We start from the raw sequence: 23353 nt of genomic DNA, 5'->3' as shown, positions 1-23353 counted from the left end.
TTCATTCTACTTTATCACATAGTGGTTCGCTGCTGGTGGGGGAGAGTGTGTCTAGCCTCAATGTGAGATGATTCCGTGTTTTCCAAAAGAGATTTTGTGGTTATTGCTCTAGTTTTAGGGTTGCCTTTGTATGGTTTCCTTTCCGAAATCTGGGATTCTATGAATAACTGGAGTTCATTAAGTTACCCATATAAGCCAATTGCTGCATTTTATTATTTTACTTTTGCTTTACCAGTGATGGCTTGTTTTGGTATTCCTATGTTTATCATGACGTATATCGATCAATTTGATATCCCGTTATTAGGCAGTGTCATAGGCCTCATTAGCATCTTCGTTCTCGGTTTTATTTACCTTTATCTTTTCTTTATTTTTCTTACACTTTTGAAAGTCTATATCATAGATAGAATTGTAGAAATTGCTGATGACAAGATGTTGTATGTGTATCTAGTTCCTGCTGTTTTTGTATTCATATGCTATTTCATCGAAGGTTTATTCTAAAAATAAAAACGCACACGATTTGGTGTGCGTTTTTGTCCGCTATCCTCAATGATTATTTGCTGTTACTTCTGTTTTATTCAATGACCACAGTTAATAAAACTCAATAAGATTAATCGTCGTGATGGAGGCTAAGAAAAAAGCGACACCCATAAAGGTATCGCTTTAAATTGTCCTTGTGTCCTATCCAGAAACTAGAGCTTGTCTGTGAATGTACGGCTAATCACGTCTTGTTGCTGTTCACGAGTCAGAGAGTTGAATCGCACCGCGTATCCAGAAACTCGAATTGTTAGCTGAGGATAGTTTTCAGGGTGCTCAACGGCATCTAACAACATTTCACGGTTTAGCACGTTGACGTTCAGGTGTTGTCCGCCCTCAATTGTCTCACCATTGCTCAGTGATTCATGGTGGAAATAACCATCCATAAGCGCAGCAAGGTTGGCTTTTTGGCTCGATTCATTTTTACCCAGCGCATTCGGTACGATAGAGAACGTATAAGAAATGCCATCTTTTGCAAACTCGAATGGTAGTTTTGCTACTGAAGCTAAAGAAGCAACAGCGCCTTTCTCATCACGACCATGCATTGGGTTAGCACCTGGTCCAAATGGCATGCCAGCGCGGCGGCCATCAGGGGTGTTACCCGTTTTCTTGCCGTATACAACGTTTGAAGTAATGGTCAAAATTGATTGAGTAGGTTCAGCGTCACGATAGGTGTGCATTTTCTGAATATTCTTCATAAAACGTTCAACCAAGTCACAAGCAATATCATCAACTCGTGGATCGTTATTACCAAACTTCGGATAATCCCCCTCAATCTCGAAGTCGATAGCAATACCCTCTTCGTTACGAATTGGCTTAACTTGAGCAAATTTGATTGCCGCTAGAGAATCAGCCACCACAGAAAGCCCTGCGATACCACAAGCCATGGTACGGTGAACGTCACGATCCATTAGCGCCATAAGTGATGCTTCATAGCTGTAGCGATCATGAGAATAATGGATAATATTTAGCGCTGTCACGTATTGAGTCGCTAACCATTCCAACATGGTTTCAAAGCGAGGCATGAGGCTATCAAAATCTAACACTTCATCTTCGATACGAGCAAATTTAGGCCCAACTTGTGCGTTTGATTTTTCATCAACACCGCCATTGATGGTGTAAAGTAGCGCTTTAGCAAGGTTGGCACGCGCACCGAAAAACTGCATGTGTTTGCCTACAATTTGAGGGCTCACACAACATGCAATCGCGTAGTCGTCGTTATCAAAATCTGGACGCATCAAATCGTCGTTTTCGTATTGAACCGAAGAAGTTTCAATCGATACTTTTGCCGCATATTGCTTAAAGGCGATAGGCAATTGTTCAGACCAAAGAATCGTCATGTTTGGCTCAGGAGCAGGGCCCATAGTGTGAAGAGTATGTAGGTAGCGGAATGTTGTTTTAGAAACTAACGTACGCCCATCGATACCCATACCAGCCATTGCTTCCGTAGCCCAGATTGGATCACCAGAGAAAAGTGAATCGTATTCAGGTGTACGAAGAAAGCGCACCATACGCAGTTTCATAATGAAATGGTCGATCAATTCTTGTGCTTGCTTTTCATCAATGAGACCAAGGGCAATATCACGTTCAATATAGACATCTAAGAACGTAGAAGTACGACCGAGTGACATCGCCGCGCCGTTTTGTGATTTAACTGCGGCAAGGTAGCCAAAGTAAGTAAATTGAATCGCTTCTTGAGCGGTACGCGCAGGTGACGACATGTCAATGCCGTATTTCAAACCCATTTGACGAATATCTTCAAGCGCGCGAATCTGGTCGGTTAATTCTTCTCTAAGACGCAGTGTTTTTTCAAGATCTGGGCCGTATTCTAACTGGGCTTGTGTTGAGTCCAATTGTTCATTTTTATCCGCTTTTAGAAAGTCGATGCCGTATAGTGCGAGGCGGCGGTAGTCGCCGATAATGCGTCCTCGGCCATAAGCATCAGGCAAGCCAGTGATGATGCCTGATCTGCGGCACGCTTTAATTTCTTTGGTGTAAAGATCGAATGCGGCTTGGTTGTGGGTTTTACGATATTCCGTAAAGGTTTTTTCGATTTGAGGATCGAGTTCACGACCATATACTTCGCAAGAGGTTTTAACCATGCGAATACCGCCGTTAGCGATAATGGCGCGCTTCAAAGGTTTGTCGGTTTGTAAGCCAACAATTTTTTCTAAATTAGATTCGATGTATCCAGCATCGTGAGAAGTGATGGTCGATACCATATCAGTATCAAAATCAACCGGCGCATGTGTACGACTTTCTTGTTTTATTCCCTCTAACACTTTTTGCCATAGTTGAAGTGTCGATTCGCTTGCTTGTGCAAGAAATGATTCATCGCCTTCATAAGGTGTGTAGTTGTGCTGAATAAAATCACGAGTATTAACCGAATGCTGCCATTCGCCGGCTTGAAACCCAGCCCAAGCATCCATCATATCTGTAGTCGGAATAGTCATATTGATCACCATAAGGTATTGATAATTATATAGTATCGGTATTGAACCGAACCTTAGTTCACTGCTTGCTATGATAGGCTTTACTTTGTATGAGTAAAGTGCATTGTTTTAATTTTATTAATGCATTTTGTGCATGTACAGGGTTTTAACCCATAAAATCATTGTCTTAGCATTGTTCCTAGGTTTTCTTGCGTGCAAATAAAAAGTGTTCTACGAATAAAAGAGCAGAGAAATCTATCATTTTGAGAATCCTCACTAATTTGAGAAACCCCAAAACTTGCAGGAAACCAAGTGCCAAGCTAGCTGAACAATTGTGCTTAATATTATTACTACTATGTAATAGTGATTTGCTTCTCTTCTTATTATCAAACATCAGTTAATAATCGATAATGTTATCTCAGTCATTCATGACCTTTGGAGACCATTATGGCTAATGGATTTACAAGAGATGGTGGCGTACAAGATCAAATTGATGCCACTGTTATTGATGCAATTAACCGTGCTCGTGCACTCATTAAACAAGAACATAATCAGTCGGAATATTGTTTGGAGTGCGGCGAACTTATTCCTGCTGCTCGTAGAAAGATCATTCCGGGTGTTGAACTGTGCGTGGAGTGTCAGGCAAAAGAAGATTCGACTAATAAGATGAGAAGTGCTTTTAACCGCCGTGCAAGTAAAGATAGTCAACTCCGTTAATACGATGCTTTGAGCTCGCGATGATTGCAGAGAGTAGGGGCCTTTTAGGCCCCGTGATTATTTATAGGGTTATGCTCATATCGTTAGTGTTTTTGGTACTTTCTTTTTCAATATAAAGAATGATCTCTCCCACTTTAAAACCATATTTCAGCATATCGGTTTTGTTGAACAATCGGTCTTTATCAATAAGGTACATTTTGTCGTCCAAGGTAACTTGGTAGATCGTGCCATCAAAGTCGATTTCTAATTCATATTCCCAGTAGAGGACAGAACCAGATGTGCTTCCCTCCGCCGTTCCAATAACATCATCGGCTTCGCCTTGATATTGATTGTCGGTCACTTTTTTTAGTCTCCAAATACGAGTCGATTTCTCACCGTCATCAAATAGAAACCACTCTTTAATCTCACCGTTATCATTTTGCCAGTTTGCTACGAGATCGACGCTAAATCGGCGCAGTAAGTTGCCAGAACGGTCCAAAACGACACCGTAGGCTACTAAGTTACCGTTAAAAAAAGTTTCCAGTTTCATTTCTGGTCGTGTGTTTTCATGCTCTTCGAGATTAAACGCTCCACATGAAGCCAGTAGTAATAGCGTAAATGAAATAAAGAGTGCTCTCATAGCGCCTGTCCTATTGTTTATAGTGTTTAATTCTTACGGTTATTCCACTATGTTTAGCGTTTAACGATTAAGCCCTAATAACTGCTTTCTCAGCTCAGGCTCTGTGGTGTTTTCAGAAAGCCAAATAGACAGGAATGCTTGGCCAAAGCTAATGTCATCAATGGTGCCGATGGATTTATCATCAAAATAGAATTGGCTTTTGCCATCATCAGAAACAACGAGCGTGAGCTTGTCTCCTGGTTCTACATCGGGCCATAAACTTCCCAGAGGCTTAAGCCAGCGTTGAATGTCCCTGTTGGCGTATCCGAGGTGTTCCCACTGATCTTGAGTTGCGTCGATCAGATCTCGTTTTGAGATTGACTTAAAGTAAGTGATTTTGAGAGCTTTTCCCTTGCTGTCATTTGATGTTAGCACCGGTCTTTTCGTCTTTGCTGATGGGGTTGTTGGAGCGATATAAAGCTCAGCCAAATATAAATTCCAGAATAGGTAGGTCATTTCACCTTCACCTATTTTAGTTAAGTGATTCACTGGGGACGCTGATACGTTGGTGCTTATCAACGTGTTAGCGAACAGTAAAATAAGCAGTATGTATTTAGACATAGATCACCTCGAAACTTGTTTTACCTAGCAGCTTGTTCCACCCCGAAGCTTATTTTTGCTCGGGATTTTGGCTACCTCGAAATTTGGCTGACAAGTGTCTGTTGTATGTATCGGTAACTGACCACCAGTAGAGGGAAGAGAATTCCCCAAGCGATGGCAAGCGTGAAAATAACACTGCTGTTGGTCCAATTTATCTCTAGTGCACCGGTTTTAATGCCTCCCCAGTAACTGAGTGTGCCTCCAATCGCTCCGAAAGCCACGAGTACCAGCAAGGGTTTGTTGATGAGCCAATGTAAGCTGTAATTCAAACTAATAATAAACATCACCCATAGCAACACCAGCCAGTTTGGGAAGAATGGGTCTGGCGTCGTGAATGTCCCTATCGAAAAGTGCAGGTTATCGACGAACAAACCAAGAATGACTAGTGGTAGTACTTTAAAGTCATCTTTTGCATTAGGTGATAAAGCAAAATGTATGATCAGAAGAACCGTAATGATCAGCGTCGCGTATGAGGTTAAAAAGGCAGCGCTGAACCAACTGGCCTGAAATAAAATAAGGTTAGTAATCCAAAATGGTTTCATCTTCTGGCCCTCTATAGCGAGGTTTTCTGGCAACAATATGTTGAGTACTGATCACTCGTTCTAAGAATGCTCCCTCGCAGTAGCAAAGGTAAAACAACCATAAACGTTTGAACTCCTCGCTATATCCCATGGTTTTGAGTTCTGACCAGTGGCTTTCAAAGGTGACACGCCACTCTTTTAAAGTTCGAGCGTAATGGAAGCCGATATCATTGACTTGGTGGATGACCATGTCGGTACTGGAGGCGACATGTCGAGAGATCTCTGCCAAAGAGGGTAAGCAACCTCCGGGGAAGATATGTTTTTGAATGAAATCGGTATTTTTCCGATAGTGGTCGTAGCGGTTGTCAGCAATAGTGATCGATTGGATCAGCATTTTTCCATCAGGCTTGAGTAAATTTGAACAAGTGGCAAAGAATGTCGCTAGGTATTCATGACCGACGGACTCTATCATTTCAATCGACACTAATTTGTCGTATTGCCCAGAGAGCGCGCGATAATCTTGTTTGAGTAGAGTAATTCGGTCATCCAACCCCAACTCTGCGACACGAGCTTGAGCCAGTTCATATTGCGCATCAGAAATCGTCGTAGTGGTGACTTTACAGCCATAATTTTGCGCCATGTAAATGGCTAAACCACCCCAACCGGTACCAATTTCAACCACATGATCTTGCGAAGTTAGACCAAGTCGTTCACAGATTGTGCGCATTTTATTTTGCTGAGCTTGCGCGAGATTCTGCGCTTGATCGCTGTAGATTGCTGACGAGTATTGCATCGACGGATCGAGAAAGCGCTGGTAAAGATCATTACCAATATCATAGTGAGCCAGTATGTTGCGTTTTGCTCCGGTTTCTGTATTGGCGTTTTTCAATCTTAGGAATATGTTTTTGAGCTTTGACAGCCACTGAATGTTGTTTTCAATTTTGTCCAATTGATCTTGGTTTTTTGCCATGATTTGAACCACTTTGGTTAGGTCAGGGCTTGTCCATTTTTGATCAAGAAAGGCTTCAGAAGCCCCAATGCTGCCGTTGACGACCACATCTTTATAGAAACTTGAGTCGCGAACGATGATCTGAGCAGAAAGTGCCGCGTCTTTTTCACCAAATCCAACAACTTGGTTTCCCTCGATCACCTCAAGCCACGCGCCTTTAAGTTGATTCAGGACGCTAAAAATGAGTTTACGAAATTGAATATGAGCCGGTGCTTCTACTGAAAGTGGCTTGTCCGTTTTGTTGATAGTCAAATTTTCTTTAGCCGTGTTTTCCATGTAAACCTCGTTGTTCTAAATTATTCTGCTAGGTTTTTGAACTTGAACCAGGGTGATCGACAAATGGCACTCGTTTAATAAATAATTTCAGAGCTTGCCAATAAATGCCTAAAACAATTTTTAGTGTCATTGACGGAATTGAAACGACGGTTCTGAGCAGTTCCTTTGACTCTATATTTCGTTTATTCAAGGCTAAAGTGGCATCGAATACTTTTTCAGTTTGATGGTTTTCTATATGGACCATCACTTTGTTGTTAGGTGGCGTTATCCTCCAGTGATACATCATCGCCATTTCCATAAAAGGGGAGACATGAAATGCTTTTTTAACCTGCATATCCCCCCCGATATCAATTAAATAATAGTGTCGCTCTCGCCATGGGGTATTACTCACTTCCGCTAACATGTATTGGCATTCTTGCTTTTGATCGTAGCAAAAATAAAAATTAGCTGGGCTAAAGTAGAGGCCTAAGCAACGACATTGTGCCAGCATGATTACTTTTCCACTCTGTTGCCAATCTCCCCCTAACATGCTTACTTTGTTACTAATACGCTCTCTTAAAGATCCTGGTTCACTTTTTATGTAGTCTTTTTCATTAAAACGAATCGGGTTAAACCAAGATTGACCAAACAGTTTGCTGCGCGAAGTCACCTCATCAATTTCATCAATATCAATGCCCATCATAAATAGCTGGTAGTTGAATTGGTGGGGTATATCCCCAAAGCGTCTATGGCGAACATTCCCCCAATAAATTCCGCTATTTGTATTATCGCAACTCTCACGACTATTGATCTTTTCACGATGTGGGGTATTCATAGATTGGCCCCAAAGCGTCTGGTAACATCCAGTGCGCTATTGACGCCATCTTCGTGAAAACCGTTATACCAGTAGGCCCCTACAAAGTGGGTGTGGTTCTTACCGCAAATTAATGAACGACGTTTTTGCGCCGCCACACTGTCACTATTCAACACCGGATGGTGATAAACAAAAGATTGGATTATTTTGCTTGGGTCAATCTCATTACTTTGGTTTAACGTTACGCAGAATGTGGTAGGGCTGTCGAGGCCTTGCAGAATATTCATGTTGTAGGTAACGCAGGCCGGGCGAGTAGCGTTGCCGTCTAGCATATAGTTCCAACTTGCCCAGGCCAGTTTACGTTTTGGTAGCAGTTGGATATCTGTGTGTAAAATGACTTCATTACGACTGTAAGGGATACTTTGGAGTACGTTAATTTCTTCTTCACTCGCATCGCTAAGTAGTGCTAATGCTTGATCGGAGTGACAGGCAAAAATGACTTCATCGAAATGTTGTTGTTCGCCATTTTTCATTTCAATGGTTACGCCATCATCATGACGAGTGACTTGACCAAGTTCACTGTTGAGGAGAATCGGCTTGTTTAATTGTTCGATAATCTTACTAACGTAACTGCGTGAACCGCCAGGGACGACATACCATTGTGGCCTATCCACGATGTTAAGTAGGCCATGGTTATAGAAAAACTGGATGAAAAAATTCAGCTCGAACTTTTTCATATCTTGTAAGCTGGTGGACCAAATTGCAGCGCCCATCGGTAAAATATAGTGTTCACTGAAAAAATCTGAAAAACGGTGTTGTTGTAAAAAATCGCCTAAAGTACTTTTGGCATCAATTTGATTGGTTTTGTATGCGTCTTTACAAATTTGGTTGAACTTGACTATTTCGCCAATTAAACGCCAGAACTTGAAGCTGAAGATGTTACTTCTTTGGGCAAAAAGCGAATTGATCCCGTGGCCATTATATTCGAAACCTGAGCCTCGATTATGCACACTAAAGCTCATTTCAGTTTCTTGGCGTTCTATTCCTAAGGCTGAAAGTAATTTATTAAAATTTGGATAGGTTCGGTCATTAAATACGATAAACCCAGTATCAATCGCGAGTTCTTGGTTGTTGTGTGTAATATCCACTGTCGCGGTGTGTCCACCGACGTATTGGTTCTTTTCAAATACGACCACGTCGTACTTTTTATCGAGTAAATGAGCGCAGGTCAGGCCGGATATGCCTGAACCAATAATGGCGATTTTTTTCATTATTATGACATCCTTGTCGCCACTCTTTGCCAAAGGGCAGAGGGCAAATAACGTAAGCATTTCATGATGAATACGAATAAAAATGGGCAATTGATTTCGGATTTTCCTTTTTCTATTCCTTGAATGATTTTTTCTGCCGCTTGGTGCCTATCTATAATCATAGGCATGGGAAAAGTATTGCGCTGAGTTAAAGGGGTATCGACAAACCCAGGGTGTACAACGGTGACATTGATATCGTGTTTTTTGAGTGTTACAGCAAGAGTTTGTGCTAGGTAAGTGAGTGCGGCTTTGGATGCGCCATAAGCTTCCGCTCTTGGAAGAGGTAGCAATCCTGCGCTAGAACTGATGAAGACAACGCGGCCCCCTTTTTTGATGTTTTTAATCCAACGTTCTATACCATAGCCAACCGAAATTAAGTTGATATTAATGATGTCAGCGAATAGTTTTCCATCGAACTCAAGAGCATTGTCGATATAGCGACAATCCCCCGCATTGAATATCAGCACGTCTATCTCATCATCGATATTTGGGTAATGGTGGTAGTCGGTTAAATCAAAACATAATGGCGTTATAGCAGGATTGCTCATGGTTAGGTCATCGAGATTTTGTTGATTTCGCCCGCAGGCAATCACCGAATCTCCCTGTTTTGCATACATTAGCGCCAATTCATTCCCTATACCGGATGTTGCGCCAGTGATCATAACGTTCATGATGTGCTCGCTCGTTGTTTGATGGTTTTAACCAATGAACCAATCAACGGGAGGTGCTCATAGAGCATCGCGCCAAGATCGAGATAATCGCGGTGAAATATCACTAAATCGTCTTTGGCTTTAATATGTGAATGGCCTTGTACTGTGATGGGCTGCTTACCGTTTAGCTTGTTATGGATAAATGTCATTTTCCAATAAACTGCCGCTTCGCTTTCTGAGCGAAAGACATGCTCAATCACGAAATCACAATGGGTAACTTGGGTGTAGATGTTGTCGAAGTACAGCAACAGCGCTTGAATCCCCTCGACTCGGTGCATAGGATCGGTGAATTCAACGTCAGCATGATAAACATCGCGCAATAAATGTAAGTTATAAGGGGATAGCGAACTATAAACTTCGATGAATCGGTCTAGCCACAAAGCGTCTTTCATTTTAACTTTCCCTATTTATAGAAATCCAAAGCCCTCAGTCTTGCGTGCTTGTGTTCAACCACTGGTGGCCAATAGCTTGCGCATTTGGGGTTTAACTCAAGATAGTCATGCGGAAAGTGGATATCTTTGTCCGGAATATCGTTGAGTTCTGGTAAATATTTACGTAGGAAATTGCCGTTAGGATCAAATTTTTTACTTTGAGTAATAGGATTAAATATTCTGAAATAAGGCTGGGCATCGCAACCGGTACTGGCAGCCCACTGCCAACCTCCGTTGTTGGCACTGAAGTCGCCATCAATGAGGTGAGACATAAAAAAACGTTCACCCCAGCGCCAATCAATCATCAGGTGCTTGGTTAAAAAGCTCGCGACTATCATTCGTAGACGATTGTGCATCCAGCCAGTTTGAATCAGTTGACGCATTGCAGCATCCACAATAGGGTAGCCTGTTTTACCCTCGCACCACGCTTTGAAGTGTTCAGGGTTATTGGGCCAAGGAAGGTTTTTGTATCTCGTTTGAAAGCAATCACCTTTGGCAAGATTAGGGTAGTGAAACAGCAGGTGTTTATAGAAATCTCGCCAGATAAGTTCGTTTAACCAGGTAAAATCCGGGTGTTCCATATCATAGATAACATGTGGGTTGTTTTGGATGAGTTTAGTCGCAAGCCATCTTGGGCTGATAGCTCCAATGGCTAGGTAAGGCGATAAGCCAGATGTCCCTTTCACCGAGGGAATATCTCGATACAGTTTATATACACCTATCTTAGCGTTTAAGAAGTCGGGTACAACTTGCGACATGACATAGTCACTCAGTGGCCAGTGTGTAGAGTCCGTTTGTGGGTACTCAAATCTCCATTTTTCATCTTGGAGGTCAACGTCATTATTGGCGTTTTGGCAGGCAATAATTTGGTTTTGTATGGTCGGGGATGGGTAACATTCAATGCCAAATTGCTGTACATAGCTCAACCAACGCTTTCTAAACGGCGTGAAAACTTTAAACATATCACCTTGTTTATTAAGCAATGATCCGACGGGAGTGATGGTGTCAGCATGAAACAGCTTTAAGTGAAATCCGGAATCAATCAGGCGTTTGTCTCGGTTTATTTCGTTCAGTTCTGGTTCGCTATTGGCGTAAACAGTGGAACAACCATGTTGATGGCAGTAATACTTCAGGCTCTCAACTTGATCTTCATAGTCTTGGGCTTTTAGATGAATAAGTTCCATGCCAAAATCGAGAAGTTGGTGTTTAATCAGTTTAAGATGTCGATAGATTAAATCAGCTTGAATGGGAGCAAGATGATGCTCCCTCCACTGTTTTGGCGTTGATATGAAAACAGCTTTATTAGCGCCAGCTTTAATCGCTTCAAATAAGGCTGGGTTATCATGAACGCGAAAGTCTCTTCTAAGCCATAATAATGCACTCAATATCCATACCTCAGTTTAAGCTCTTTCGGATGCGGATTAAGGTAGACCTGATTATTCAAATAATCATTTGGGAACTCTCTTAGATGATGCTGAATGAGTGTGAGGGGAACAAGTAAAGGTGTTAACCCTTCTCGGTAAGCCGCAATTTCGCTCGTAAGCTCTTCACGCATTCCTTTAGTTAAGTCGCGTTTGAAGTAACCTTGTAGGTGATGCAATGTATTAGTATGTGAACGGCGCGTGGCTAAATGGCTTAATGCGGCCATTAAACCGGTAATGTATTGTTCACCCAATTCGTCGTCAGACAAGTCAGTCGCTGATCCCAGCAGTTGACCGAGATTTTTGTAGCTCTCAACATGATGGCTCATTACCAAGTATTTGTGAGCGCTGTGAAATTCAATCAGCTTGTGTTTGGTAATACCCTCAGATTTTAAATCTAACCACTTTTGGTAAGTAAATACTCGGGTTATAAAGTTCTCTCGAAGAATAGGGTCATTGAGTCGTCCATTTTCTTCAACAGGTAGCGATGGATTACCCTGCATAATTTGTTTAGCAAATAGCCCGACACCATTTGATTGAGAGCCTTTGCCATGGTGGTGATAGACTTTAACGCGTTCCATGCCGCATGTAGGGCTTTTAGCGCAGAATATAAAACCAGCAAGTTCGGTATGGTTGTCAGAGACTTTTTTACCAAATTCAGTTAGTGCTTGCGTTACATCGCCACTACCGTCTGGACGAGAAACTGTAATGATGTTGTCTTTGATGATTTGGCGAATCGTTGGTCTTGGTACAGATAAACCAACCCCAACCTCAGGACAAAAAGGAGTAAACTCTACAAATTCCCCGAGTTGCTCGGTGCAAAATCCGGACTTTTTATGCCCACCATCGAAGCGAACATTTTGTCCTACGACACAGGCACTAATGCCAATTTTTAGTTTTCTTTCCATGTTCCCGTCCTCCACCGCTGGCTATGTAACTCATACGTTAATTGATCAGGTTTATTAGTAGATAAAGCGCCCAAATGGATTAAGTATTTGTGATAAGCCCTTAGTAAACTGTAGTGCGTCACTTGATACTGTGAGACAAACACAACCCTCAGGACTTGATGGTGTGTGGGAGTGCTCGCCATCCAACCAGATAAAGTCGCCTTGACTGTAGCTTCCCATCTCGTCTTCGAAACTCCCTTGAAGCAATAATGTAATCTCAAACCCTTTGTGAGTATGGCAAGGTACACTTCCGTCTTTTGCGATGTGAAGTAAACTCATTTTTCGCTCGTCATCATCAATATCAAGACGTGAACGAGAGACTTTGCCCATAGCTTGCCACTCTTTGAGGCCGATAGATCTCATCGCTCTTGGTAGAGATAAACGTTGACCGTCGATTTCTATTTCAGTGACGGTCTTCGGCAGCGAATGAACCGGCTCATCTGGCATAGAGGTAATTGCATCAATCATACTGAGGTTGATATCGCTATCAGTAAAATCGAAGTTGTCCTCAAGCCAATCTGCATCGTCACTTTGTTCGTCATACGTAAAGGCTTTGAAAGAGGCTTGTTGCGTCAGTTGGGCAACTTGTTGTTGGCAATGAGGACACATTTCAATATGGCTCGCGACAATGACTAGAACAGAGGCGTCTAAGTCGCTGTCGACAAATTTTTTCAATACAGCCAAATTAGGATGGTGGTTAATCATGATATTTGTCTCCCATTTGCTGCTTTAATTTACTCAACGCGATCCGAAGTCGAGATTTCACCGTACCCAAAGGTATATCGAGTTGTTGGGCAAGTTGTTCTTGAGACATTTCCTGAAAGTAAATGCCTTCAATGACCATTTTTTGAGCCGATGGCAGTTTGTTGATGTGTCTTAGGATTTCTTTGTTCATCAGATGATCTTTAAAACCATCTTCACCGCTAACTGAATCACGGACAGGTTCACTTGTTGAATTTTCGATAGGCCAAATATCATCAGAAAAGCTTTGTTCAGCGTTGGACTTAATTTTTCGTAACATGTCGAAACAGGTGTTTCTCATTACGGTGTAAACCCAAGTCGTCGCTGCGCCTTTCGATGAGTGATACAAGTGGGCTTTACGCCATACTCTGGTCATCGTTTCTTGAACCAGTTCACTCGCCATGGCGTCAGTATTAAGCTTTTGTCGCCCGAAGCGTTTGATCTTCGGTGCAAAAAATTGAAACAGTTGCGTAAAGGCATCCTTGTCTCTATGTGTTGCAACGAGTGACAACCAGTCCGAAAGTTCGGAAGGTGCTTGGGGTTGCCCCCTTACGGATTGGGGTACTTCTTTCCCGTAATCGTTCATGCGTACCTGCATATCAAACCAACCATAATTAACATTTATAGTTCAATACGCGAGGTGCTGATAGATGGATCACTTAATTATGTTTTGTTAGTCATTAAAAAAAATAAGTGGGGGGAAGTGGTGTTAATTTAGGCTTAAGTGAATGTATTTGTTCGACTTATTTATGCTGTCATTTTTATAGACGAGGGTGTTTATTGAATGATAGCTATCTCGAGTCTCAAGGTATACTCAGCATCACATAAGCAAATTCGATGACAGTTATTCGGCTACAGTGATGCTGGGCGGTTTTTTAAATTGTGGTTGATTGTGGCTGCTTGTGACAACGGTGGAGTTAATGACTCATATGCGCCCCATGATCAGACCCATGTTCTACATAATATTCATAACGGCTACGTAAATAGATAGTGATCCAGCCGTAACCTAAGCCGATTAAACAGTAGACGACTTCTGTAAATGCGGCACTCGCATAAGTGGCACCTCCAACATAAGACATAAAGCCAAAAAAGGTCCCTGCACCAACAAATAACGCAGGTACAAAATCAAAAGGCGGTACTCGTTCTAAACATATACATGGGATAACGACGACAAAGATAGCTGCGGGTACAGCAAAAAAACCTAGTGCGCTAAACAGGCCGCCAAATTCCATAATGGCAATGGATGCTACAATGCCTGATAGGTAACCAAATATAGTCTTTTTTCCTCCATCTACATTGCAACCAGCCATGAAATACATAGCCCATGCGATAAATGCAATCCAACCAAATCCAACATTGCCATCAATAGGCATGGTAGGAGCGACAATCTGATCAACGATTTGAATAGTAAATGCTAAAAACGCGACCATAACGGGAATGACAATAAACTGTGAAAATTTCATGTGATCTTCCTTAAACTAGTGTGTGTTTTTCCGTTTCGTATAAGTCAAACGCTTGATTCGGTGTTAACCCTGAATGCACTACCGCATTTATAGCTTTGAGCATTGCAATAGGGCTTTCTGATTGAAAAACATTTCGGCCCATATCTACACCGGCTGCGCCAGATTGAATGGCGTTGTAGGTTAGAGTGAGAGCATCAAACTCTGGTATTTTTTTTCCTCCAGCGACAACAATGGGGACCGGACAGGCTGCGGCTATTTTTTCAAAATCATCGCAGTAATAAGTTTTAACGATGTGTGCGCCTAATTCGGCGAGTACTCGTGTTGCCAGCATGAAATATCGGTTAGTACGTTCCATTTCCTTACCAACCGCGGTCACCCCTAATGTAGGAATGCCAAGACGAGCACCTGCATCAATGGTTCTGACTAAATTATGTAAACTTGAACATTCACCATTGGCACCGACAAACACCTGAATCGCTAAACATGATGCGTTGATACGCACAGCGTCATCGATATCGACACCGACTACTTCGTTACTCATGTCATCATTAAGTACCGTGCTTCCGGCACTCGCACGTAAAATGAGCGGTTTATTGTGAATAGGCTGAATACAGGTTCTCATCGCCCCACGCGTTGCCATCAAAGCGTCGGCATAAGGAACAAGGGGTTCAATAGTCAGATCGAGTCGTTCAAGACCGGCTGTTGCACCCATAATGTAGCCATGATCAAAGGCGAGCATGACGGTTTTGCCACTTTCTGGGCGAAAGATACGACTAAGGCGATCTTTCATGCCCCAATCAACGTGATCCATTCCTTTTATATGGAAAGATCTACTCATTGCTGGTTGGTCTAAGCCATAGTTTTTTGCTGATTGATTTCCATCGATATCGGCCATGTGAGGCTCCTTAATGCACGTGGTGAACGGCTTCGTTAAATGATTCAAATAAAATCGCCATGCTAGTTGCGCCGGGGTCAATGAAACCACGGGCCTTTTCACCCATATTTTTGGCTCGTCCACGTTTGGCAACCATGGTCTTGGTTGACTCTGCTCCTAAGCGAGCGGCTATGGCGGCATGTTCGAACATCTCTTCAAGCGTCATGTTCTTGTCTGCATCCATTTGTAATGCTTCAGCCGCGGGTATTAAGGCGTCCAACATAGTCTTGTCACCCAAATGTGCGCCACTTAGTCGTGTTACACGTTCAATACCAAACGTGAATGCTTTAGCTGTTTCTAATGGCGTGAGTTCTTCATGAATTAAGCCCTCACTCAGTCCTAAAAATAGATTGCCAATGAGCATGCTCGCTGAGCCACCATCTTGTTCCATGATGTTCCAGCCAAGTGTGTCTATTTGTTTGTTCCAGTCTAATTCTTCATGTTTGACGGATTTATCAATACAGTGACAGACGCGCAGTATGGTTGTGCCGTGGTCTCCGTCACCGGTTTTACTGTCTAGTTCATTGAGAGTGGGAACTTGGACCAATAGGTTTTTTGTTGCGGTTTGAAGCATGTCGAACAGCAGGTGCTGATTGAATGTAGTCATGGTGCTTCTCCTTATTTCAGGCAATCAATTCAGGCAAAGCGAAGCCCTACGCGGATTCATTGCTGATGCCACATATGTAAATCGTGTTGCTAGATAAGATTGTTTCCCTTAGCGAAAACCGGTCCCTTAACGTAAAGGCTTAGCATCACGTTAAGGGATAGCTATTGCTATAGAACTCGCTTATTGTTGAGTCCAATACGGCGCATTGCAGGGTTGATCCCAGTAGTGGAGCGCTTCACTATCAAATTTTGCCAAGCACATTTGAAAGCCAGCCATTTCCTGTACGGTCAGAATTTCTTCGACTTTAGAGCGAACAACAGTAGCTTGTTTTTCTTGTAGGGATAAGTGACAAGCTCTTGCAACAATGAACATCTCCATTAACGTAGTCGCACCTGAACCGTTGATCATCAGCATGAGTTCATTGCCAGGTTGAACATCAATTGCTTTGCATAGCTGCTCAACCATAATGTGGGCGGTATCGTCAGCGGATTGGATTTTCATTCTTCCGCCACCGCCCTCACCATGCTGACCCATACCTATTTCCATTTCATCATCGGCTAAATCACCAATGGCCATACCAGATTGAGGGTGAGTCGCGTTACTCATTGCAACGGCGAGTGTTGCAATGGATTGGTTAAACTGTTCGCCGATTCGATAAACTTCATCTAGGCTCAGCCCGTCTTCTGCGGCTGCACCGGTAATTTTGTATACAGGGACGCAGCCGGCTAATCCACGGCGATCTTTGATGTCAGTATTCAGTCCTGCGCTGATGTCATCATGGGTGAGCAGCATTTTTACGTTAATACCCTCACGCTTTGCCATTTCCATCGCCATGTTTGCAGCCATGACATCGCCTTCATGATTGAGAACAACCAATAAAACACCCGCAGGGCAATTAGCCATTTTTAATGCTTCGAATACTTTTGGTGCACCGGGCGCGGCAAAAATGTCCCCTACAACAGAGTAATCCAACATTCCCTCACCAACATAGCCACTAAGTGCTGGCTCATGCCCAGCTCCACCAAGGGTGACAATCGCGACTTTATTTGGATCTTTGGGTGTAACGCGTGCCACGATTTTGTCTGAAATAACTTTCACCTTGTGGGGGAAAGTCATGGCATAGCCTTGAAGAAGCTCTGTCGTGATGTTTTCAGCATTATTGATAAACTTTTTCATAATATTACTCTCTGTGTTCGTATGAGATTGAAAATCCAATAAATCACAGGCAATGGTTATGGTTGGTTCTATTCGTGTTACTGGTGCCACGCATAACGAGACCTGTTAACCCCTTTTGTTGAGATGTTTGATTAGATGTATTGCATCAGCTCAACGGGGGCTTCATCTTCCATGATAAATGCAATTTTTAATGATTCGTTGGCGTGAAAAGGTTCGAGTAAAACGGTTTTTCCCTGCATCGCTTGTTCTAGATCGTCAACTTCATATGCCACGTGCGCCGTCGATTTTAGCGCTTCGGGCATTGGGCTTTCGGCTAAGAATCTCAGCCATTCAATAGCATGTTCACTCTGATTGAAATCAGTCGCGTAAAGTCCAATATCTTGGTTAAACACTTCCCCTTGATGCTCATGGGCAGTTGGGATCCCAATATGACTAAACTTTCTCATGTGATACTCCTTTGATCGCTTGTTCATGTTCCGTTGAAATGAATATAAGGAGATTAGTGATAACTTTTAGTGATATAAATCACATGGATGCATATGGATTTATTTGTTTAAAAACAATAACTTAAAACCAAGATCGATTATTTTATTGGCAAGTGCAACAACCGTGTAGATAGGATGGGTTAAAGCAAGTGCAACACTGGCTTTCCTCTGACGTCAGTGGATTTGAGTAAATGGAATCAAGTGCAACAAAGCATACGGTTTCGGTGGTTTATCGTAATAAGCAAGTGCAACATGTGATAACAATCGCAATTCGGCCTTAATTTAGCGTTGTTCTTTACCAGAGCAGGAGGTAATGAGCCGCTCTACTTGTTCGATAGAAAGTTCAGGGTGATGGTGTAGGATAAATTCTTTGCAGTTTTCTTTGCTCAAACCTAATCGGGTGAGTTCGAGGAGTAACTCTTCGTATTGATGTTCTACGATTTGCTGGTGGAATTTTTTCCGATAGTTAGCCATCTGTTGAGCGAGTTTAGGTTCATATCCGTAAGGCCCTGAATTACGGTTGAGTTCTCTGCTTACGGTAGAGCGGTGAATGTGAAGCTGATTGGCTATCTCAGATTGGTTTTTTCCACCTTTCCTCATCGCCCAGATTTGTAAGCGTTTTGCTTCGGTAAGCTGTTGATACATAGATAACTCCTTTAGACAAGGATATGGCGATGAGCCTCTTTATGAACCTTCTTATTTTCTATCAAGAGATAAATAAAAACCGTGAATACCCGAGCAGTATGTGATTAAAAAACACGCAGAAAGATAGAGTGAGATAGATGAGACAATATGGCCTGAGTTATTTATCGCTACGTATAAAATTTTTATACGAGCTGTCATTCTGAATAATCAAAATCTATGATGCGATTCAATATATGATGTTTTTTTAATCAATATAATTAGTGAGGGTATTATCATTATGAATGGATAGCATATGGGAAGCTCTACCGGTAATAGCGAACAGTTTAAAATAAACAGACGGCATTTTTTAAAGGGTAGTGCCGCACTCAGTGGTGCAGCAGCAGCAATTTCTTTGCCTTTTAGTACGAATGCTAAAAATGAACTCTCACCATTACAGAAAAAAGAAGCAGAAGTTTGGTCTGCCTGTTTAGTCAGTTGTGGGGGTCGTTGCCCACTTCGATTAAAAGTCAGTGATGGGGTAGTTATTCAGGTCAACGCAGATAACACAACTGATGACGCTTGGGGAAACCACCAAGTTAGAGCATGTTTGCGTGGGCGTTCGATTAGACAGCGCATGTATAGTCCTGATCGGATTAAATACCCGTTAAAAAGAGTGGGGCAGCGCGGAAGTGGGCAATTTAAACGTATTACATGGGACGAAGCCCTTGATTCCATCGCAGAGTCAATTAAAAAAACGTATGCATCTTATGGCCCAGAATCTGTATTTTTGCCCTCTTCTACTGGTAGTTTTGATGCATGGTTCAATCTACATAAACGACTTTTTGGACTGTATGGAGGTTTTCTTAATGGACACGCATCTTATAGCGTAAGTGGTTATCAAACAGGTGGAACCTACACTTATGGCGGCGGTTATTACGGTGGGCCTTATAGTAATAATATTGTTCATGTCGAAAAAAGCCAGCTTGTTGTTCTATTTGGTAATAACCCCTCTGAATCCCGTATTAGTGGAGGGAGCGTTACACATAATCTCACCCAAGCAAGGGAAAAAAGCAATGCAAGAATGATTGTTATTGACCCTCGTTATAGTGATTCTTGTATGGGAAGAGAAGATGAGTGGGTGCCTATTCGACCAGGGACAGATGCTGCACTTGTGGCTGGAATGGCACATGTAATTTTAAGTGAAAATTTACAAGATCAAGATTTCTTAGACCGATGCGTTATTGGTTTTAACGAGAAGACATTACCAGTCGAGGCTAGCCAACACTCTTCATATCATTCCTACATCTTTGGCCTTGGAGAGGATAAAACTGAAAAAACACCGTCTTGGGCTGCTCAAATTACAGGCATACCTGCTAAAAAAATTATTCGATTAGCTAGGGAGATAGCATCAGCAAAGCCTGCATTTATTTCACAAGGGTGGGGAATTGCTCGTCAGCGTAATGGGGAGGCTTCTGTTCGCGCTATCTGTACGCTTGCCGCCATGACAGGGAATATTGGGATCCCTGGAGGCAATACTGGGCTTCGGGAGAGGATTAATTACCTTTGGCATTCGTATGCAAATATTTACAGTAATAATATCAAAACATCGATTCCTTTAACGAATTGGACTGAAGCAGTGACTCGTTATGATGCTTTGACACCGGAAGAGCATGGAATTACAGGGGCAGAAAAACTAAGTGCACCAATTAAGTTTATTTTCGCGTATGCCAGTAACGCATTAGTAAATCAAAATCCAAACATTAATAAAGCGAGTGAAGTGTTAAAAGATGAATCGCTTGTCGATACTATTGTTGTTTCAGAATCGTTCATGACGAGTACTGCTCGTTATGCTGATATTGTTCTTCCAGCTACGTTAGCTCCGGAACGATACCTCTACACTTATAATGAGGGTTCCGCTGATATGGGGTATGTCATTGCAGGATCACCTGCAGTTGAGGCTCCCTTTGAAGCTCGTACTGATTATTGGATTTTTTCCCAATTAGCCAAGCGGTTAGGAATTGAGAAAGAATTTACGGAAGGTCGTACAGAAGAAGAGTGGCTAAAGTGGGCTCACGAGCTTGGTCATCAGTATTACCCAAATATGGTCAGCTGGGAGCAACTTAAAAAGCAAGGTATCGATAGGATTGAAATGAAAGAAGCACACGATACTGTAATGGCAGATTTTCGCCTTGACCCAAATGCTTACCCATTAAAAACACAATCGGGGAAAATCGAAGTTTATTCTCAATCCCTTAAAGAATTGGCGCAGACACAGCAAGTATTACCGGGCGATAAAATTACACCGCTTCCAGAATACATTATTACTGGCGAATCTCATTTAGATCCCCTCACAGACTCATATCCGCTTCAATTAATTACCTATCATGGCAAGGGGAGTGCAAACTCACAGTATCGAAATTTATCAGTATTGCTAAAAGTCGCACCGCAAGATGTTTGGCTAAATCCGATTGATGCACAAGCTAGGCGAATTCAAGATGGTGATGGAGTCGAGATGTATAATTCTCGAGGAAAAGTAAAGCTTACTGCAAAAGTTACACCCAGAATTATGCCGGGAGTTGTCGCTTCAGCTCAAGGGGCTTGGTTTAGACCTGACGCTACAGGGACATGTATTGGAGGCAATATTAATGTCTTAACTAGCGATCATACGGCGCCTATTGGTTTTGGCTCAACAACACACACTAATCTTGTTGAGATAAAGGCCGTCTAGAATTTCTTGAAGTAATTCCCTATCAGGATTTAGACGATCATTTACCGAGAATGAAAAGACTATGAAACAATATGGATTTTATGTAGATACAACTCGTTGTACAGGGTGTAAGACATGTACAGTTGCTTGTAAGGACAAAAACGATTCTCCTTTGGACGTGAGTTTTCGTCGTGTCTATGAGTATGGTTCGGGTGAATGGATAGAAGAAAACGGTACCTGGAAGCAGAATGTTAGTGGCTATTACGTTTCACTTTCATGTAACCATTGTGCTAATCCCGCTTGTGTTAAAGCTTGTCCAACAGGCGCTATGCATAAACGCAAGGAGGATGGGCTTGTTTTAGTTGATCAAGAACGTTGTGTAGGGTGTCAGTATTGCACAATGGCGTGTCCTTATGGCGCTCCACAATACGACAGTGAAAAAAAACACATGAGTAAATGTGATGGTTGCATTGACCGAATCAATCAAGGTTTAAAACCAACGTGTGTTGAAGCTTGTCCACTAAGGGCTATTGACTTTGCCCCAATTGAGGAGCTTAAGAGTAAGTATTCAGGCACGGCTGAGCTTGCTCCTTTACCTAAGGCTACGATGACTAGCCCATCGATTATTATCAAAACAAATGTGCATGCACGTCCATCAGGAGATCGCAGCGGCAGCATTCAAAATAAACGAGAGGTATAAAAGTATGGATCATTTATCTTTGGTTTTTTTTACGGTTTTTGCGCAAGCCTCGATCGGGTTATTTATTGTATTAGGTGTACTACATCTTTCAGTGACTCCGAAAAATAGTGTATTGAGCAAAGGTTTTTTATTTGTTTGGCCATTATTTGGTATTGCTCTTCTATGCTCATTGACTCATTTAGGACAACCTTTAAGAGCATTTAATGTTTTATCTGGCGTTACTCATGGCTCACCACTCTCGATTGAGATTATCAGCAGCATAGCCTTTGGTAGCTTTGGGTTTATTTTTACGGTGTTGGAATGGTTTAAACTGGGCTCGGATCTTTTCCGAAAAGTATTACTGTTTATCTCCATGATAGTTGGCTGCTGGTTATTAATGGCAATCAGTAATGTGTATACACTTGATGGAGTAATGGCATGGGCTAATGCTTTAACACCTATTCAGTTTTTTAGTACAGCGCTCATTCTTGGAGTCACAGGTACAATTGCGATTATCAACTTAATGCCGAAAACAACTAAGGGGGCTCCAGCGATCCGAATTGTTACGCTTTCCTTGTTTGGTGTTGGTCTTTTAATATCGATGGCGGTATTTGCTGCATTTTTACTGCATATTGGAAAAGAGGGGCTTATTCCGCAGCAGCTTCACAGCTACATTGCAGTAGTTAAAGTGATGTTTACATTAATTGGTGCTGCACTATGTGTTGTTTATGTTATCAAGCCAGAAAAACATAACTCCATGGTGAAAACGGTCTCTATGTGTGTTGGCGTATTGTTATTAATCACGTCAGAACTCTCAGGCAGAGTGATGTTTTACGATATGTATTACATTACCGGAATGTAGTTAAATGAATAGTAAGGCTCTCTGTTTTGGCGGGCCTTATTTTCTATATCTAAATGACTTGAAAGTGAAATATCGCTACATACTAGATAACAGAACCAATTGATAGTAGTTCAACTAATTGATATAGGTGGAATGAGTAATCTACGTGAAAGAGTACAATCAATCTAACCATACTCTGCTCTCTAGGCGGCAAGTTAGTCGTCGTGGGTTTATTCGCTCATTGGTTACAAGAACGCATAAAATAAAACGCGATATGGATGATGAGCCATTTACGCGGATAGCACCTCGTCCTCCCACAGCCTTTAATGAATTTGCATTAGACGTATTGTGTGATGGATGTAGAAAGTGCGAGTTTGCATGCCCACAGCAAGTAATAAACATTATCTCCAATAAACCTGAATTGAATTTAGATTTTAATTTTTGTACTCATTGTGGTGAGTGTAAAAGCGTTTGCACTACGGATGCTTTGTCAAGTAATGCGACGTCAACAGGTGTGATACCCATGTTTGAAAATAATTGCAGTCGGTTAATATCGGGTTGGTGTAATAACTGTTCTATACAATGCCCAACTCAGGCCATTGTGTTTAATGGTAACCAACCGAAAGTTGTAAATGAGTTGTGTAACGGTTGTGGTCGTTGTCGAATGGCTTGTCCCGTCAACGCCATCACATTCTCGTTAGCAGAAATTCGATAATACTAATTTTATTGGGTAAGCC

The 23353-nt window shown here is 42.1% G+C and carries 25 protein-coding genes and 1 pseudogene; 7 read left to right on the top strand and 19 right to left on the bottom strand.

Annotated elements, in window-relative coordinates:
- The first annotated feature begins 96 nt into the window (after positions 1-96).
- The gene (locus DZ860_RS05505) at positions 97-498 is read left to right on the top strand and encodes a hypothetical protein (protein WP_120029928.1); all 402 of its coding nucleotides are present in this window, start codon (positions 97-99) and stop codon (positions 496-498) included.
- A gap of 191 nt (positions 499-689) precedes the next feature.
- Here DZ860_RS05505 and pflB read toward each other — a convergent pair whose 3' ends face one another.
- Positions 690-2987, bottom strand: a complete 2298-nt coding sequence (gene pflB / locus DZ860_RS05500; RefSeq protein ID WP_120029927.1) for a formate C-acetyltransferase — start codon at positions 2985-2987, stop codon at positions 690-692.
- Between the two features lie 426 nt (positions 2988-3413).
- Here pflB and DZ860_RS05495 point away from each other — a divergent pair, with 426 nt between their 5' ends.
- Positions 3414-3683 (top strand): DksA/TraR family C4-type zinc finger protein, encoded by a 270-nt coding sequence (locus tag DZ860_RS05495; protein ID WP_120029926.1) that lies wholly within the window; start codon positions 3414-3416, stop codon positions 3681-3683.
- Between the two features lie 61 nt (positions 3684-3744).
- Here the strand turns inward: DZ860_RS05495 and DZ860_RS05490 are convergent, their stop codons facing one another.
- From DZ860_RS05490 to DZ860_RS05405, 18 genes are all read right to left on the bottom strand, one after another.
- Entirely contained in the window at positions 3745-4302 is a 558-nt protein-coding gene (locus tag DZ860_RS05490) for a DUF3833 domain-containing protein (protein ID WP_120029925.1), read from the bottom strand.
- Between the two features lie 60 nt (positions 4303-4362).
- Positions 4363-4902 (bottom strand): chalcone isomerase family protein, encoded by a 540-nt coding sequence (locus tag DZ860_RS05485; RefSeq protein WP_120029924.1) that lies wholly within the window; start codon positions 4900-4902, stop codon positions 4363-4365.
- 71 nt (positions 4903-4973) lie between these two features.
- Positions 4974-5483, bottom strand: a complete 510-nt coding sequence (locus DZ860_RS05480) for a DUF2878 domain-containing protein (RefSeq protein WP_120029923.1) — start codon at positions 5481-5483, stop codon at positions 4974-4976.
- Positions 5461-6747, bottom strand: coding sequence for an SAM-dependent methyltransferase (locus DZ860_RS05475; protein WP_120029922.1), 1287 nt, complete (start codon positions 6745-6747; stop codon positions 5461-5463). Before DZ860_RS05475 ends, DZ860_RS05480 begins: the two co-directional genes overlap by 23 nt.
- Before the next feature lie 28 nt (positions 6748-6775).
- Positions 6776-7561 carry a DUF1365 domain-containing protein gene (locus tag DZ860_RS05470; protein ID WP_120029921.1) on the bottom strand — a complete coding sequence of 262 codons (786 nt, stop codon included), beginning with the start codon at positions 7559-7561 and terminating at the stop codon, positions 6776-6778.
- The gene (locus DZ860_RS05465; RefSeq protein WP_120029920.1) at positions 7558-8811 is read right to left on the bottom strand and encodes an NAD(P)/FAD-dependent oxidoreductase; all 1254 of its coding nucleotides are present in this window, start codon (positions 8809-8811) and stop codon (positions 7558-7560) included. Before DZ860_RS05465 ends, DZ860_RS05470 begins: the two co-directional genes overlap by 4 nt.
- Before the next feature lie 2 nt (positions 8812-8813).
- Positions 8814-9521, bottom strand: a complete 708-nt coding sequence (locus DZ860_RS05460) for an SDR family NAD(P)-dependent oxidoreductase (RefSeq protein WP_120029919.1) — start codon at positions 9519-9521, stop codon at positions 8814-8816.
- The gene (locus DZ860_RS05455; protein ID WP_120029918.1) at positions 9518-9952 is read right to left on the bottom strand and encodes a nuclear transport factor 2 family protein; all 435 of its coding nucleotides are present in this window, start codon (positions 9950-9952) and stop codon (positions 9518-9520) included. The genes DZ860_RS05460 and DZ860_RS05455 overlap by 4 nt, the downstream gene beginning before the upstream one ends.
- An 11-nt stretch (positions 9953-9963) precedes the next feature.
- Entirely contained in the window at positions 9964-11376 is a 1413-nt protein-coding gene (phrB, locus tag DZ860_RS05450; RefSeq protein ID WP_120029917.1) for a deoxyribodipyrimidine photo-lyase, read from the bottom strand.
- Complete coding sequence (locus tag DZ860_RS05445; RefSeq protein WP_120029916.1) at positions 11373-12320, bottom strand: YbgA family protein; 948 nt, start codon at positions 12318-12320, stop codon at positions 11373-11375. Before DZ860_RS05445 ends, phrB begins: the two co-directional genes overlap by 4 nt.
- Positions 12321-12374: 54 nt before the next feature.
- Positions 12375-13064, bottom strand: a complete 690-nt coding sequence (locus DZ860_RS05440; protein ID WP_120029915.1) for a ChrR family anti-sigma-E factor — start codon at positions 13062-13064, stop codon at positions 12375-12377.
- Positions 13057-13686 carry a sigma-70 family RNA polymerase sigma factor gene (locus DZ860_RS05435; RefSeq protein WP_243641815.1) on the bottom strand — a complete coding sequence of 210 codons (630 nt, stop codon included), beginning with the start codon at positions 13684-13686 and terminating at the stop codon, positions 13057-13059. The genes DZ860_RS05440 and DZ860_RS05435 overlap by 8 nt, the downstream gene beginning before the upstream one ends.
- A gap of 331 nt (positions 13687-14017) precedes the next feature.
- Positions 14018-14563 (bottom strand): DUF1097 domain-containing protein, encoded by a 546-nt coding sequence (locus DZ860_RS05430; protein WP_120029913.1) that lies wholly within the window; start codon positions 14561-14563, stop codon positions 14018-14020.
- Positions 14564-14573: 10 nt separating this feature from the next.
- The gene (gene lsrF, locus DZ860_RS05425) at positions 14574-15458 is read right to left on the bottom strand and encodes a 3-hydroxy-5-phosphonooxypentane-2,4-dione thiolase (RefSeq protein WP_120029912.1); all 885 of its coding nucleotides are present in this window, start codon (positions 15456-15458) and stop codon (positions 14574-14576) included.
- A gap of 10 nt (positions 15459-15468) precedes the next feature.
- Entirely contained in the window at positions 15469-16104 is a 636-nt protein-coding gene (locus tag DZ860_RS05420) for a DAK2 domain-containing protein (protein ID WP_120029911.1), read from the bottom strand.
- 180 nt (positions 16105-16284) lie between these two features.
- Positions 16285-17280, bottom strand: coding sequence for a dihydroxyacetone kinase subunit DhaK (locus DZ860_RS05415; RefSeq protein WP_120029910.1), 996 nt, complete (start codon positions 17278-17280; stop codon positions 16285-16287).
- A gap of 131 nt (positions 17281-17411) precedes the next feature.
- Positions 17412-17726, bottom strand: coding sequence for a hypothetical protein (locus DZ860_RS05410; RefSeq protein WP_120029909.1), 315 nt, complete (start codon positions 17724-17726; stop codon positions 17412-17414).
- A 321-nt stretch (positions 17727-18047) separates the two neighbouring features.
- Positions 18048-18410 (bottom strand): helix-turn-helix domain-containing protein, encoded by a 363-nt coding sequence (locus DZ860_RS05405; RefSeq protein WP_120029908.1) that lies wholly within the window; start codon positions 18408-18410, stop codon positions 18048-18050.
- A 292-nt stretch (positions 18411-18702) separates the two neighbouring features.
- On the opposite strand from DZ860_RS05405, the gene DZ860_RS05400 reads away from it, so the two are divergent.
- From DZ860_RS05400 to DZ860_RS24735, 5 genes and pseudogenes are all read left to right on the top strand, one after another.
- Positions 18703-21117 carry a DMSO/selenate family reductase complex A subunit gene (locus DZ860_RS05400; protein WP_120029907.1) on the top strand — a complete coding sequence of 805 codons (2415 nt, stop codon included), beginning with the start codon at positions 18703-18705 and terminating at the stop codon, positions 21115-21117.
- Positions 21118-21178: 61 nt separating this feature from the next.
- Positions 21179-21796 carry a DMSO/selenate family reductase complex B subunit gene (locus DZ860_RS05395; RefSeq protein ID WP_120029906.1) on the top strand — a complete coding sequence of 206 codons (618 nt, stop codon included), beginning with the start codon at positions 21179-21181 and terminating at the stop codon, positions 21794-21796.
- A 4-nt stretch (positions 21797-21800) separates the two neighbouring features.
- Positions 21801-22637, top strand: coding sequence for a dimethyl sulfoxide reductase anchor subunit family protein (locus tag DZ860_RS05390; protein WP_165862852.1), 837 nt, complete (start codon positions 21801-21803; stop codon positions 22635-22637).
- A gap of 253 nt (positions 22638-22890) precedes the next feature.
- Positions 22891-23103 (top strand): annotated as a pseudogene (locus DZ860_RS24905) (4Fe-4S dicluster domain-containing protein); the annotation flags it as partial.
- 36 nt (positions 23104-23139) lie between these two features.
- Positions 23140-23331: a 4Fe-4S binding protein gene (locus tag DZ860_RS24735; protein ID WP_243641814.1), complete on the top strand. Its 192-nt coding sequence runs from the start codon at positions 23140-23142 to the stop codon at positions 23329-23331.
- Positions 23332-23353 lie beyond the last annotated feature (22 nt).

The sequence above is a fragment of the Vibrio sinensis genome, from assembly GCF_003605645.1.
Lineage (GTDB): Bacteria > Pseudomonadota > Gammaproteobacteria > Enterobacterales > Vibrionaceae > Vibrio > Vibrio sinensis.
This window is presented reverse-complemented; position numbering and strand designations above follow the sequence as displayed.